This window comes from Streptomyces sp. NPDC020192 (assembly GCF_044388685.1).
In the GTDB taxonomy this organism is placed as follows: Bacteria; Actinomycetota; Actinomycetes; order Streptomycetales; family Streptomycetaceae; genus Streptomyces.
In genome coordinates this window covers 219,765-233,955 of sequence record NZ_JBIRXG010000016.1, presented here as the reverse complement: position 1 = coordinate 233,955, position 14,191 = coordinate 219,765, and the positions used below count along the sequence as shown (strand labels likewise).

Genomic DNA, 14,191 nt, shown 5'->3' with positions numbered 1-14,191 from the left:
TGCTGGATGTTGACGGTCGAGACCACGTCGACCCCGGCGGCGAGCAGCTCCTCCACGTCCTGCCAGCGCTTGGCGTTGCGCGAGCCGGGGACGTTCGAGTGGGCCAGCTCGTCCACCAGGGCGACGGCCGGAGCGCGCCGCAGTACGGCGTCGACGTCCATCTCGGTGAAGGCGCCGCCCCGGTACTCGATCTCCTTGCGCGGCACCTGTTCCAGGCCGTGGAGCATCACCTCCGTGCGCGGCCGGTGATGGTGTTCGACGAAGGCCACGACACAGTCGGTGCCCCGCTCGATACGGCGGTGTGCCTCCGACAGCATCGCATACGTCTTGCCGACGCCGGGTGCCGCGCCGAGGTAGATCCGGAGCTTGCCGCGTGCCATGTCATCCTTCGAAGCGATAGCCCATGCCGGGCTCGGTGATCAGATAGCGGGGGTGGGAGGGGTCCGTCTCCAGCTTCCTGCGCAACTGCGCCATGTAGACCCGCAGGTAGTTGGTCTTGTTGCTCTGCGAGACGCCCCAGACCTCCTGGAGCAGCTGCTTCTGCGTGATCAGGCGGCCGGGGTTGGTCACCAGGATCTCCAGCAGGTGCCATTCGGTCGGCGTCAGCCGGACGTCCTTCCCGTCCCGCAGGACCTTCTTGGCGAGCAGGTCGATGCTGAAGTGCTCCGTCTCGACCAGCGTCGTCTCGGGGACGAGCGGGGTGTCCTCGGTACGGCGGACGGCGGCCCGCAGCCGGGCCAGCAGCTCGTCCATGCTGAAGGGCTTGGTGACGTAGTCGTCGGCGCCGGCGTCGAGCGCGGCGACCTTCTCGTCGGACGCCTGGCGGGCGGACAGCACCATGATCGGTACGCGACTCCAGCCGCGCAGCGCCTTGATGATGTCGACGCCGTCCATGTCGGGCAGGCCGAGGTCGAGCAGGACCACGTCGGGCTGGCGCGCGGCGGCGAGCCGGAGGGCCGTGGCGCCGTCGGGGGCGGCGTCCACACCGTAGTGACGTGCCTGCAGGTTGATGACGAGGGCCCGCACGAGCTGCGGGTCGTCCTCCACCACGAGCACCCTGGTCATGGGTGTGTGCCTCTCCTGTCATGTGTCGGGCCGTGGGCACGGGAAGCGGGGCGGCCGACTTCACGGCTGCGGGAGCCGGCGGTCCCGGGATGCCTCCCGGACCGCCGACTCCCGTGTGGATCGCGTAAGGCCGTCACTTCTTCGCCACGAGGTCCTTGAGCGCGATGTTGAGTTCCAGGACGTTCACCTGGGGCTCGCCGATGAAGCCGAGGGTGCGGCCCTGGGTGTGCTCCTTGACCAGCTTCTCGACCTGGGCGACGGACAGCCCGTTCTTCGCGGCGACGCGGTGCACCTGGAGTTCGGCGTACTCCGGGGAGATGGCCGGGTCCAGTCCGGAGCCGGAGGAGGTGACGGCGTCGGCGGGGACGTCGGCCGGCTTGACGGTGTAGCCGGGGACCGAGTTGTCCATGACGACGGCGGCCCTGGCGGCGAGTACCTGTGCGCAGAGCGTCTTGTCCGCGGGCTTGTCCGGGCACTTGCCCTTCACCGCACCGCTGTCGGCGGACAGGTTGGTGGCCCCGGACACGATCAGGTGGTACCGCGTGTTGACACTGTTGGCGCCGAGGCCGTTGGCCGGACGGCCCTGGAACCACTTCAGGTCCGGGTCCGGGGTGTCCTGGCCCTTCTTCAGCGGCAGGTTGTACGACTGCCCGATGAGAGACGAGCCGACGACCTTGCCGTCCGCCTTGATCTCCGAGCCGTTCGCCTTGCTGTTGAACAGGGCCTGGGCGATGCCGGTGACGACCAGCGGGTAGATGACGCCCGTCACCAGGGTCAGCACGAGCAGGGCCCGCAGGCCCGCCCCGAGCAACCGGACGGTGTTCGTAACGGAGTTGTTCATGGCGATCAGCCGATTCCGGGGATGAGGGAGATGAGCAGGTCGATGAGCTTGATGCCGATGAACGGGGCGATCAGTCCGCCGATGCCGTAGATTCCGAGGTTGCGGCGGAGCATCTTGTCGGCGCTCATCGGCCGGTAGCGCACGCCCTTCAGGGACAGCGGCACCAGCGCGATGATGATCAGCGCGTTGAAGATGACCGCTGACAGGATCGCGGAGTTCGGCGAGGACAGGTGCATGATGTTGAGCTTGTCCAGGCCCGGGTAGACCGCCGCGAAGAGCGCCGGGATGATCGCGAAGTACTTGGCGACGTCGTTGGCGATGGAGAACGTCGTCAACGCACCGCGTGTGATGAGGAGTTGCTTGCCGATCTCGACAATCTCGATGAGCTTGGTCGGGTTGGAGTCGAGGTCGACCATGTTGCCGGCCTCCTTGGCGGCCGACGTACCGGTGTTCATGGCCACGCCGACGTCCGCCTGGGCGAGTGCCGGGGCGTCGTTGGTGCCGTCGCCCGTCATCGCGACCAGCTTGCCGCCCGCCTGCTCCCGCTTGATGAGGGCCATCTTGTCCTCGGGGGTGGCCTCGGCGAGGAAGTCGTCCACGCCGGCCTCCTCCGCGATCGCCTTGGCGGTCAGCGGGTTGTCACCCGTGATCATGACCGTCTTGATGCCCATGCGGCGCAGTTCCTCGAACCGCTCCCGCATGCCCTCCTTGACGACGTCCTTGAGGTGGATGACACCCAGCACCCGGGCGCCCTTGTCGTCGTGGACGGCGACCAGCAGCGGCGTGCCGCCGGCCTCGGAGATCCGGTTGGCCATGCCGTCCGCGTCCCCGGCGACCGCGCCGCCGCGCTCCTCGACCCAGGCGATGACCGAGGCCGTGGCACCCTTGCGGATCTTCCGGCCGTCGACGTCCACACCCGACATGCGGGTCTGGGCGGTGAACTCGATCCACTCAGCGCCGGCCAGCTCGCCCTGGTGGCGCTCGCGCAGCCCGTACTTCTCCTTGGCGAGTACGACGATCGAGCGGCCCTCGGGCGTCTCGTCGGCCAGCGAGGACAGCTGGGCCGCGTCCGCGACCTCCGCCTCGGTGGTGCCCCTGACCGGCACGAACTCGGCGGCCTGCCGGTTGCCGAGGGTGATGGTGCCGGTCTTGTCCAGCAGCAGGGTGGAGACGTCACCGGCGGCCTCGACCGCGCGCCCGGACATGGCCAGCACATTGCGCTGGACGAGGCGGTCCATGCCCGCGATGCCGATCGCGGACAGCAGGGCGCCGATCGTGGTCGGGATCAGACAGACCAGCAGGGCCACCAGCACGATCATGGTCAGGTGCGTGCCCGCGTAGGTGGCGAGCGGCGGCAGGGTGGCACAGGCCAGCAGGAAGACGATGGTCAGCGAGGCCAGCAGGATGTTCAGTGCGATCTCGTTGGGCGTCTTCTGCCGGGCGGCGCCCTCGACCAGGTTGATCATCCGGTCGATGAACGTCTCACCGGGCTTCGTCGTGATCTTGATGACGATCCGGTCGGACAGCACCTTCGTGCCACCGGTCACCGCGGACCGGTCACCGCCGGACTCGCGAATGACGGGGGCGGACTCGCCGGTGATGGCCGACTCGTCGACCGAGGCGACACCCTCGACGACGTCGCCGTCACCGGGGATGATGTCGCCGGCCTCGCAGACCACCAGGTCGCCGATGGTCAGCACGGTGCCGGGAACCTGCTCCTCGGAGCCGTCCGTGAGGAGCCGCCGGGCGACGGTGTCGGTCTTGGCCTTGCGCAGGGTGTCGGCCTGCGCCTTGCCCCGGCCCTCGGCGACCGCCTCCGCGAGGTTGGCGAAGATCACCGTCAGCCACAGCCAGGCGCTGATGGTCCAGCCGAACCAGTCGCCCGGGTGCTGGAAGGAGAAAACCGTGGTCAGCACAGAGCCGATCCACACCACGAACATCACGGGTGACTTGACCATCACCCGCGGGTCGAGCTTGCGGAACGCGTCCGGCAGCGACCTGAGCAGCGCCTTGGGGTCGAAGAGGCCCGCTCCGACACGGCCCTCGTCGGGCTTGTGCCCGGTGGGTGCGTCCTGGTGGGGCGCAAGGGTGGGAGTGGACATCGCGTCCTCGTGGTTTTCCGTTCGGGTGGTCATGACGCCAGCCCCTCGGCCAGCGGACCCAGCGCCAGCGCCGGGAAGTACGTAAGACCGGTGATGATCAGGATCGCGCCCACCAGCAGGCCGGTGAACAGCGGCTTCTCGGTGCGCAGGGTGCCCGCGGTGACCGGGACCGGCTTCTGCTCGGCGAGCGAGCCGGCCAGCGCCAGCACGAACACCATCGGCAGGAAGCGGCCGAGCAGCATCGCGAGTCCGGTCATGGTGTTGTACCAGTCGGTGTTCGCGTTCAGGCCCGCGAAGGCCGAGCCGTTGTTGTTCGACGCCGAGGTGAAGGCGTACAGGACCTCGGAGAACCCGTGCGCGCCGGAGTTGAGCATCGAGTGCGGCGGGGTCGGCAGTGCCATCGAGGCGGCCGTGAACACCAGCACCAGGGCGGGGGTGATGAGGATGTAGCAGGCGGCGAGCTTCATCTCGCGGCCGCCGATCTTCTTGCCCAGGTACTCGGGCGTACGGCCGACCATGAGACCGGCGATGAACACCGCGATGACCGCCATGATCAGCATGCCGTACAGGCCGGAGCCGGTACCACCGGGCGCGATCTCGCCCAGCATCATGCTCAGCATGGTGATGCCGCCGCCCAGACCGGTGAAGGAGGAGTGGAAGGAGTTCACCGCACCGGTCGAGGTCAGCGTGGTCGACACCGCGAAGATCGAGGACGCGCCGACACCGAACCGGGTCTCCTTGCCCTCCATCGCGCCGCCCGCGGCCTGCAGCGCCGGGCCGTGGTGGGCGAACTCGGTCCACATCATCAGCGCGGTGAAGCCCAGCCAGATGGTGAACATCGTGGCAAGGATGGCGTACCCCTGCTTCACGTTGCCGACCATCACACCGAACGTGCGGGTGAGGGCGAACGGGATCACCAGGAGCAGGAAGATCTCGAGGAGGTTGGTGAACGGAGTCGGGTTCTCGAAGGGGTGGGCGGAGTTGGCGTTGAAGTAGCCGCCGCCGTTGGTGCCGATCTCCTTGATGGCCTCCTGAGAGGCGACCGCGCCACCGTTCCACTGCTGCGAGCCGCCCATGAACTGGCCGACCTCGTGGATGCCGGAGAAGTTCTGGATGGCACCGCAGGCGACGAGGATCACCGCGGCGACGACCGACATCGGCACCAGAATGCGCAACGTGCCGCGCACCAGGTCGGACCAGAAGTTGCCCAGCTCACCGGTGCGCGAGCGCGCGAAACCGCGCACCAGCGCGACCGCGACGGCCATGCCGACGGCCGCCGAGACGAAGTTCTGCACGGCCAGACCGGCGGTCTGCACGACGTGCCCCATGGTCTGCTCGCCGGAGTACGACTGCCAGTTCGTGTTCGTCACGAACGACACCGCCGTGTTGAACGACTGCGCCGGGTTGACGGAGGAGAAGTGCAGCGAACCCGGCAGGACGCCCTGCAGCCGCTGCAGCAGGTACAGGAACAGCACGCTGACGGCCGAGAAGGCCAGCACACCGCGCAGATACGCGGGCCAGGTCATCTCGGCGTCGGGATCGGCACCGATGCCCTTGTAGATCCACTTCTCCACCCGCAGATGCCTGCTGGAGGAGTAGACCCTGGCCATGTAGTTGCCGACGGGGACGTAGACGAGCGCCAGCGCGCCTATCAGGGCGAGCAGTTGGAGCACGCCTGCAAGTACGGGACCCATGTCTGTTCTCAGAACCTCTCCGGGAAGATCAGGGCGAGGACGAGATAGCCCAGCAGGGCGACGGCCACGACCAGGCCGACAATGTTCTCGACGGTCACAGCTTCGTCACCCCCTTGGCGACAAGGGCCACCAGCGCGAAACCCGCGAGCACGGTGACGACGAAGGCCAGATCGGCCATCGCGAACTCCTGGAGTGAGGTTCGGTTGAAACGGACGTGTACGAGGAAAGCGCCTCTCTGGCCGGTTCTGGTCGCCCGTTGACGGCCCTCTTACGGCGGACCCAGAACCTTTGACGGGGCCCTTACGACTCCTGACTCGTACCGGTCAGTAGGCGGCTGTGACAGTCGGTGACCTGGCTCACAGCCGGAAGCGCAGTCGACAGATCACGGCGTCCGTCTCCCGGCGCACGGCGTGCGCGACGACGGCGCCCCGCTGGTTCTGCAGCAGCCGCTGCCACAGCCGCTCGGGCTCGGCCTCCGGGATCAGCACGGTGACCCGTGTGGACGGTTCTGCGGCGGTGACCTCGCGCACGTAGGCGGCGATGGGCCGACCGAGGCTGCGCCGCGCACAGGCCAGCCGTACCAGCTCGACCCCGGGGTCCCACTCGGCCCAGGAACGCTCCAAGATGTGCAGCTGCGACCGGTCCTCGGGGTCGGGGTAGCACACGGTCACCGCGCGGACCTCGTCCCCGAGGGAGGCAGCCGCGGTCAGCGCCTCCGAGGTCAGCCGGGACAGCGTGGACACCGGGACGATCACCAGCGACCGCTGGCGGTGCGGGACCTCCGGGACACGGCCGAGGCCGAGCCGCTCGCCGATCCTGCGGTAGGCGCGGTGCACGATCTCGAAGGCGGCCACCAGCACCGGCAGAGTGATGACTATCAGCCAGGCGCCGTCCATGAATTTACTCGCGGTGACGACAACGGTCGCGACACCCGTGAGCACGGCCCCGAAGCCGTTCAGCAGCGCCTTCCCACGCCAGCCGGGGCCCTTTTCGATCCGCCAGTGCCGGACCATGCCCACCTGGGCGATCGTGAAGCCGACGAAGACCCCGATGGCGAACATCGGCACCAGGGTGTTGGTGTCGCCGCCGGAGAACACCAACAGCGCGGCGGAGACGACGGCCAGCGCGAGGACACCGTGCCGGTGCACCTGGCGGTCGGCCTTCAACGCGAACACGTGCGGTGCGTAGTTGTCACGGGCGAGCAGCTTCAGCAGCACCGGCAGCCCGCCGAAGGAGGTGTTCGCGGAGAGTGCCAGCAGCAGCATCGTCGCGAACTGGATGACGTAGAACGCCCAGTTGTGGCCGAGCGAGGCGTCCGCGAGCTGGGCCAGGACCGTGACACCCTCGACCGGCTGCAGATGGAAGCGGCCGATCAGCACCGACAGGCCGATCAGCATCAGGCCCAGGACGGTGCCCAGGGCGACCTCCGCACGCTGAGCGCGCTTCACGCGAGGGACCCGGAACGAGGGGACCGCGTTGGCGATGGCCTCCACGCCGGTCAGCGCCGCGCAACCGGACGCAAATGCCTTCAGCAGAAGCAGCGCCCCCACCGTGGAGGCGTTGTCCGCGAGGACCGAGGCGTGCCCGGCCGCGGTCACCGTGCTCACGGGGTGGGAGCGGAACAGGCCGACGCCGATCAGCACGAAGATCGAGCCGACGAACACGACCGTCGGCACGATGAACGCCTTCGCCGACTCCACGATCCCGCGCAGATTGACGCCGGTGATCAGCGCGAGCACCGCCAGGCACAGCCACAGCCGGTCGCTGTACAGGGAGGGGAAGGCGGAGGTGAGGGCCGCCACGCCTGCCGTGACGGCGACCGCCACGTTGAGTACGTAGTCCAGCACCAGCGAGGCGGCGGCCACCAGGCTGGTCCGCGCGCCCAGGTGCGTCTTCGCCACGGCGTACGAGCCGCCGCCGTCCGGGAAGGCGGCGATCACCTGCCGGTAGGAGGCCACCAGCACCGCGAGCAGGGCCGCGATGGCCAAGGTCACCGGCATCGTGAAGCCGAGGCCGTGGGCGCCCGCGGCGGCCAGCACGAGGACGATGGCCTCCGGCCCGTAGGCCACCGACGCCATCGCGTCCAGCGACAGTGCGGCGAGCCCCGTGACCGCGGTCAGGCGGTGCCGTTCCTCGGTGTCGGGCGGTTCCTCGCCGGCGGGGACGGCATCCGGCTGCTCGGTGGTCACAACGGACATGGGCGCGTGCTCCTTCTTCGTTCGGCCGCGCGCGAAGGTCCAAGCACGCGGGTGCACCCAGGTTCCGGCCGTTTCCCGCCGCGGCCGACCGTTCCTTGCGGCATCTTCGCGCCCAACCGCCCGAGCTTGACGCGATCTTGACGGCTGTCCGGCGTCAGAGCCGTATCAAGGTCCGCGGTTCCGATTCCGCAGGTCGTTACCGTCTGCTCCATGGGACGCCCCGATGAGTCAGGTGAGGCGGCGACCGACCTGGAATGGACGCGGGAGTTGTGGAGCGCCGTCCGCTGCGCCGGCGCGCTGCTCACCCTGCCGTTCCTGACCGACCGGGGGTCCGGCCGCATCGCCCTGTGGCGCGCCGCCCTGTGGGTCGCGCTCGCGGGGCTGCTCTGCGTCGTGCTGTATCCAGCCCGGGTGTCCGCCGGCGGGAACTGGCTGGCCTCGCGCCGGCTGGTGTGCGAGCGACGGGTGCGGACGGACCTGCTGGTGGCGGTCCGCTGCCTGGACGGCATCTCGCCGCGGCTACTGCTGCGGGACGCCCTGGGCGGCCGTGTGGAGATCGATCCCGAGGTCCTCGTCCGCAACCCGCACCTGTGGTTCCGCCTGAACGAGGGCGCGCGGATGGCGGCGGACGACGGACTGCTGCTGTGCGGCCAGACCGCGCTGCGCCGCCTTTCGATCCGCATGGACCGCGAGACGGCACGGGCCGTGTTCAAGGCGTCCGGCCTGGACCAGAACGACTCAGTCCCTGCGGTTTGCCGGATGCGGTTGTACGCCCGTCATGGGTCAGGGAATCCGGCGCGCCCGGCTTCATCGCCTCCGTACTGTTACCGCGATGCCCGGCCTCATCCCCCGCGTACTGGTCCCGCCGTGTCCAGTGCGGCACCCGTCTGGTCGGCCAGGGTGACGGCGACCAGCCGGGCCTGGAGCGGGGGCACCGGTCCCGGGCCGGGGGTGAGCATGAAGCGGCCGAGGTAGTGGCCGTTGCCGTACGCGCGCAGCTCGATCTCGCCCTCCGGCCACCCGTCGGTGTCCGGGTTCCAGGTGCGGCGGCCCACCGTCACGCCGCCGTCCTTCTCCAGGCGCGGCGGGCGGCCCAGGAGCGCGCCGTACTCGAAGCGGCAGGCGCGCAGTCCGAGCAGGCCGGTCAGCTCGCCTCGGACGTGGTCGACCACGATGTCCGCCGAGTTGGCGGACTGCACGAGGTCGGCCGTCCGATGGATCCGCGCGAGGTGGTCCGCGTCGGTCACCGTCATGACCTCCAGCCGACGGGCCCAGGCCGCGAGCTGGGCGACGATCACGCCGACGACAAGCAACAGCACTGCCGTTTCGATATCCGCCGAGGCGGTGATGCCGAAGGTCTCGTACGGCCGGGTGAGGAAGAAGTCGAACCAGGCCGCCGCCGACAGTGCCGCGACCGCACCCGCCGTACGGCTGCCCAGGGCAGCCACGGCGACGACCACGACGACGAGGACAAGGGCAGCGTTCGTGTGCGTGAGGCTCGTACGGAACGGGACGAGCGCCAGGGCCACGAGGAACGGGGCGGCCAGGCCAGCCGTCAGGGCGAGCCGGTCCCGCAGCGGCAAGGGCCGCGCAGACTGGCTTCCTCGCGTGCGGTGCAGCTTCCAGGTGCCGTGCACCATGCTCATCACGCACCTCCTACGCTCTGCTCGGTCGGTTCGGCACCCGCCGTGCGTGCCGCGAACGGCAGCGAAACGACCATGGTCAGTCCGCCGCCGGGGGTGTCCTCGGGGTTCAGGGTGCCGTTCATCGCCTCGGTCAGTCCCCGCGCGAGGGCCAGCCCAAGGCCGAGTCCTGTGGTGTTGTCGGTGTCGCCGAGTCGCTGGAAGGGCTCGAAGAGCCGTTCCCGGCCCTCGGGCGGAAGCCCCGGCCCCCGGTCCACCACCCGCAACTCCACCCGGCCCGCCAGGGCACTCGCGGTGACCAGCACCCGGTTCCCGGGCGGGCTGTGGCGGGCGGCGTTGCCGACCAGGTTGGCGATCACCCGCTCCAGCAGCGGCGGGTCGGCCAGCACCGCCGGGATGTACTCCACGTCCGCCACCTCGACCTCCGACACGTCCGCCAGTGCCATCGGCAGCACCTCCTCCAAGGAGGTCTCTCGCAGGTTCAGCGTAAGGGCGCCGGCCTCCAGCCGGCTGAGGTCGAGAAGGTTCTCCACCAGCCGGTTGAGCTTGGCCATGGACTCGTCGGCGGTGGCCAGAAGTTCCTCACGGTCTTCCAGGGAGAACTCGACGTCCCGGCTGCGCAGGGAGGTGACCGCGGCCCAGCCGGCGGCGAGCGGGGTGCGCAGGTCGTGGCCGACGGCCCGCAGCAGGGCCGTACGCAGCCGGTCGGCAGCCTTGACCGGCTCCACCTCAGCTGCCGCCTCAGCGAGCCGTGCCCGCTCCACCGCGGAGCCCACGTGCGCAGCGAACGCGGCCAGCACCCGCCGCTCGGAGGAGGAGAGAGTACGGCCGCGCAGCACGAGATAGGCACCGGGGCCCGCCGCTACGGCCGTCACCCCGGCCGTCGCGTCCGGTGGCTCGTCCACCAGGTCCGCCGACTCCATGCCGAAGGTCTCGCGGGTCCGCTCCAGCAGGGCCGGAATGGTCGCTTCCCCGCGCACGATACTGCCGGCCAGGGACGACATGGTCTCAGCCTCGGCGGTCGCCCGGGCGGAACGGCGGCCCAGGCGCAGCGAGCGGTCGACGACCGCGGCGACAGTGGCCGCGACGACCGCGAACACCGCCAGGGCCAGCAATGCGTTCGGATCGTCCAGCGTGAAGGCGCCGATGGGCGGGATGAACCAGTAGTTGAGCAGCAGGGACGCCGTCACCGACGCGATCACCGCGGAAGCGACCCCGCCTATGCAGGCCACGCCCACCACGGCCAGCAGGAACAGCAGGGCCTCACTGGTCAGGTTCAGCGTGCCCCGCAATTGGGCCAGGACCGTGGTGAGGAGGACCGGCAGCACCAGTCCGGCCACCGGGCCCGCGATCAGCCGGGCCGTCGACAGCGTACGACGGCGGAACGGCAGCAGGGTGCCGCGCCCGGCCCGCTCGTGGGTGACCCGGTGCACGTCGATGTCCCCGGACAGCTCGGTAACTGTCTCCCCCGTGCCGGGCCCGGTCAGGAACCGCGCCAGCCGTCCCCGCCTGCTGGTGCCCAGCACCAGCTGGGTGGCGTTCTCGGCCCGGGCGAACTCCACCAGGGTGGTAGCCACGTCGTCGCCGACCACGGAGTGGTAACTGCCGCCCAGGTCCTCCACGAGCCGGCGCTGCCGGGCCAGCGAGGCCGCCGAAACCCCACCGGCCAAGCCGTCGCTGCGGGCCACGTGCACGGCGAGCAGGTCGCCGCCCGCCGACCGGTCGGCGATGCGGGCAGCCCGCCGGACCAGGGTGTCCCCCTCCGGGCCACCGGTCAGGGCGACGACGACCCGCTCCCGGGTCTCCCACACCCCGCCGATGCCGTGCTGCGAGCGGTACTCCTGCAGGGCCTCGTCCACCCGGTCGGCCACCCACAGCAGCGCGAGCTGCCGCAGGGCGGTGAGGTTGCCGGGCCGGAAGTAGTTGGCGAGCGCGGCGTCGATCTTCTCGGGGGCGTAGATGTTGCCGTGTGCCATACGGCGGCGCAGGCCCTCGGGAGGCATGTCCACCAGCTCGATCTGCCACGCCCGCCGGACCACCTCGTCGGGCACGGTCTCGTGCTGCGGCACCCCGGTGATCTTCTCGACCACGTCGTTGAGGGACTCCAGATGCTGGATGTTCACCGCGGTGATCACGTCGATGCCGGCGTCGAGCAATGCCTCGATGTCCTGCCAGCGCTTGGCGTTGCGTCCGTCGCCGGGGACGTTGCTGTGGGCGAACTCGTCCACGATCGCCACCTGCGGGCGGCGGCCGAGGACCGCGGCCAGGTCCATCTCCTCGAAGCCCCCGCCGCGATAGGTGCACCGGGTCCGGGAGACGACCTCCAGGCCGTCGACCATTGCCTGCGTGTGCGGGCGCCCGTGGCACTCCACGAAGCCCACCACCACGTCCGCGCCGCGGGCGGCGCGGCGCCGCCCCTCGTCGAGCATCCGGTACGTCTTGCCGACCCCCGGGGCCGCCCCGAGGTAGACCTTCAGTCGTCCGGACCGTACGTCACTCATCGCCGTCGACGCGCTCCGCTCACTGATCCAACTCCCCTTCTCGGGAAAGTTCCTCCTCCAAGAAAGCCGCTTCACGGAGCGTTCGGCGTGAGTGTTAGCGACTTCTTGGCGGCGGTGCCGGGGACCTTGACACCGCCTTGACGTGCCCTGGCCCGATGGGGTGAGGGCAGCTGCCTATGGCAGCTCAGCGGAACTCGGCCAGCCGTGGCCGCAGCCCCAGCACGGCCAGGAGCATCGCCGCGCCCAGGAGGCCGCCCGCCCAGGGCAGCAGGCCGTTCAGCGCTGAGCGGCCCCCGTCGACGGAGGACGTGAAGTGGGCCCGGTTGATGCCCACCACCCGGTCCAGGGCGGCCATCCACGCGCCGAAGTGGGCGTTGGACGTGCCCGGCGCCCAGTCCATGCAGAACTCGACCGCCTCGCGCTCCTTGCCGGCCGCGAGCAGCGCGCGGATCCTTCGGTCGTCGCGCTGGTAGACGGCGTAGGTGTCCACCGTCTTCTCAGCGGCGGCCCGCTCACCTGGGAAGGTGATGTTGTCCAGCTCGCGGCGGAACTCGCCGGTGAAGCGCAGGTCGTGGTGGTCGGCCCGGTACGCCCGCCAGGTGGCGGCCAGTTCGTCGTCGTACGTCGACAGCGTGGCGCGCTTCAGACCGTACAGCGCTTGGGACTTGGCGAGGAACGAGTCCTCGTACTGGATGCGGCGCTGCGGGTCGAGCAGGTAGCGGCTCTCGTCGGCGTTGGCGTCGTAGGCGATGGCGCGGGCGCGGGAGAGGGCGACGACGGAGTCGAAGGCATCGTGCCTGGCCACGCGCAGGTGATCGGCGGAGGCGGACAGCACCTTGGAGCCGAGTGCCACCGCGAACAGGGTGCAGATGGTGGCGGCCAGCACACCGGGGTTGAGGATGCGCCGGAAGCTGCGCGCGAGGTACCACTGCAGGACGCCGAGCACGGCCAGCAGCAGGACACCCAGGGCGAGCACGGCGGCGAGCTGCGCGGAGAGGGTGGTGCCCGCCGAGGAGTACTCGGCTTCGAAGGCTGCATCGTTGGAAGACACCAAATTGCCGGCGGCTGGCAGGAGTTGGGTGCGCAGCAGGTCCGTGGCGCGCCGGTAGTCGGCGAGGGCGGCCGGTTTGCCGCCGTGGTGGCCCTCGTTCTCCAGGGCCCGGCCGATCAGCTCCTGGTATTCGGCGAAGTCGTCGGTCAGCGACTCCACGGTCTTCTCGTCGGCCGGGCTGCCCTGCGCGGCGACGGCGAGGGTACGCAGATCATGGCCGATCTGGCGCCGGGCATCGCCGTAGAAACCGACGGCCTTTGTATAGGGCGTCTGCAGGCGCCCCTTACCAGCATCGCCGTTCGACAGCAGGGTGTTGGCGGCCTGGGCGTCCATGTCGTTCAGGGCCAGGTCGAGGTCGGCGGCGCTGGTCGTGCGGGGCGCGTCGCGATCGGCCACGCTGCTCCAGGTGCCGAGGGCGGCGAGCCCGGCCACCAGCAGGAGTATGACGAGACCGGCGGTGAGCAGGACCGTGGCCGCACGCAGAAGGCGCAGCCGTGCGGGCACGGTGGCCCAGTAGCGGCGACGCAGAGCCGGCGCGGCCCCGGTCCGCCGCCACAGGCGCAGCCCCGGACCCGGTCCTGCCGTCCGCGAACCCCCTCGCCGGCCCGGTCCGGGGCTGCCCCCTGGCTGGGCGACCACCTCTCTCCGTGGCGGTGCTCCTTGCTCGGTCCGAGGACCCTGCGCTGATCCGGCCGTGAGAGTCACGGTCCCTCCAACGTCACGCCACGGACGGTCGCCCGTCCCCCGTTGGTGATCAGTCTGCGACGGGATTCGGCCACTGGTGGCTGACGTTGACGGGTCCCTGATGGTTTCTCGGCTTTGTTTGACGGCACTTTGACGGCGCCGCCGCACGGGCCGTACGAGTGCCGCAAATTCCCCGCCGAACAGGGCGGTCATGAAGGGGAACGGGGCTAGATTCGCTGTCGGCCGCCGAGGGGGCCGCGGACGTCAGCGGCCCCCACGGCTGAAGGAGTCCCCGCTCCGAAGCGGCGCGAAGGCGGTCCGGTGCGTGTCCGAGGGGCAGGCACCCGCGCACGACGTCTTACGTCGTCCCGTGCCGGCGTCCGTGCGCCGCCGTGCGGCGCCGGGGCCCCGG

General features: G+C 70.2%; 9 protein-coding genes and 1 pseudogene. All 10 read right to left on the bottom strand.

The features are described 5' to 3' along the window. A pseudogene (locus ACH47Z_RS29185) lies at positions 1-380 on the bottom strand (histidine kinase); the annotation flags it as partial. A gap of 1 nt (position 381) precedes the next feature. Next, complete coding sequence (locus tag ACH47Z_RS29180; RefSeq protein WP_399078817.1) at positions 382-1,065, bottom strand: response regulator; 684 nt, start codon at positions 1,063-1,065, stop codon at positions 382-384. 133 nt (positions 1,066-1,198) lie between these two features. Next, complete coding sequence (locus tag ACH47Z_RS29175; protein ID WP_399078815.1) at positions 1,199-1,906, bottom strand: potassium-transporting ATPase subunit C; 708 nt, start codon at positions 1,904-1,906, stop codon at positions 1,199-1,201. A gap of 5 nt (positions 1,907-1,911) precedes the next feature. Beyond that, positions 1,912-4,041 (bottom strand): potassium-transporting ATPase subunit KdpB, encoded by a 2,130-nt coding sequence (gene kdpB / locus ACH47Z_RS29170; protein ID WP_399078813.1) that lies wholly within the window; start codon positions 4,039-4,041, stop codon positions 1,912-1,914. Next, positions 4,038-5,702, bottom strand: a complete 1,665-nt coding sequence (gene kdpA / locus ACH47Z_RS29165) for a potassium-transporting ATPase subunit KdpA (RefSeq protein ID WP_399078810.1) — start codon at positions 5,700-5,702, stop codon at positions 4,038-4,040. The genes kdpB and kdpA overlap by 4 nt, the downstream gene beginning before the upstream one ends. Positions 5,703-5,710: 8 nt before the next feature. Beyond that, entirely contained in the window at positions 5,711-5,800 is a 90-nt protein-coding gene (gene kdpF / locus ACH47Z_RS29160) for a K(+)-transporting ATPase subunit F (RefSeq protein WP_067057375.1), read from the bottom strand. A 258-nt stretch (positions 5,801-6,058) separates the two neighbouring features. Then, the gene (locus ACH47Z_RS29155) at positions 6,059-7,900 is read right to left on the bottom strand and encodes an APC family permease (RefSeq protein WP_399078808.1); all 1,842 of its coding nucleotides are present in this window, start codon (positions 7,898-7,900) and stop codon (positions 6,059-6,061) included. 842 nt (positions 7,901-8,742) lie between these two features. Beyond that, the gene (locus tag ACH47Z_RS29150) at positions 8,743-9,540 is read right to left on the bottom strand and encodes a DUF4118 domain-containing protein (RefSeq protein WP_399078843.1); all 798 of its coding nucleotides are present in this window, start codon (positions 9,538-9,540) and stop codon (positions 8,743-8,745) included. Between the two features lie 5 nt (positions 9,541-9,545). Beyond that, complete coding sequence (locus ACH47Z_RS29145; RefSeq protein WP_399078806.1) at positions 9,546-12,044, bottom strand: ATP-binding protein; 2,499 nt, start codon at positions 12,042-12,044, stop codon at positions 9,546-9,548. A 184-nt stretch (positions 12,045-12,228) separates the two neighbouring features. Next, positions 12,229-13,599 carry a hypothetical protein gene (locus tag ACH47Z_RS29140; protein ID WP_399078804.1) on the bottom strand — a complete coding sequence of 457 codons (1,371 nt, stop codon included), beginning with the start codon at positions 13,597-13,599 and terminating at the stop codon, positions 12,229-12,231. Positions 13,600-14,191 lie beyond the last annotated feature (592 nt).

What these genes read in the sequence shown, in the direction of transcription:
- ACH47Z_RS29145 (WP_399078806.1), bottom strand. Translation starts at nt 12,044, where the DNA reads ATGAGTGACGTACGGTCCGGACGACTGAAGGTCTACCTCGGGGCGGCC.
- ACH47Z_RS29180 (WP_399078817.1), bottom strand. Translation starts at nt 1,065, where the DNA reads ATGACCAGGGTGCTCGTGGTGGAGGACGACCCGCAGCTCGTGCGGGCC.
- ACH47Z_RS29155 (WP_399078808.1), bottom strand. Translation starts at nt 7,900, where the DNA reads ATGTCCGTTGTGACCACCGAGCAGCCGGATGCCGTCCCCGCCGGCGAG.
- kdpB (WP_399078813.1), bottom strand. Translation starts at nt 4,041, where the DNA reads ATGACCACCCGAACGGAAAACCACGAGGACGCGATGTCCACTCCCACC.
- ACH47Z_RS29150 (WP_399078843.1), bottom strand. Translation starts at nt 9,540, where the DNA reads ATGGTGCACGGCACCTGGAAGCTGCACCGCACGCGAGGAAGCCAGTCT.
- kdpA (WP_399078810.1), bottom strand. Translation starts at nt 5,702, where the DNA reads ATGGGTCCCGTACTTGCAGGCGTGCTCCAACTGCTCGCCCTGATAGGC.
- ACH47Z_RS29175 (WP_399078815.1), bottom strand. Translation starts at nt 1,906, where the DNA reads ATGAACAACTCCGTTACGAACACCGTCCGGTTGCTCGGGGCGGGCCTG.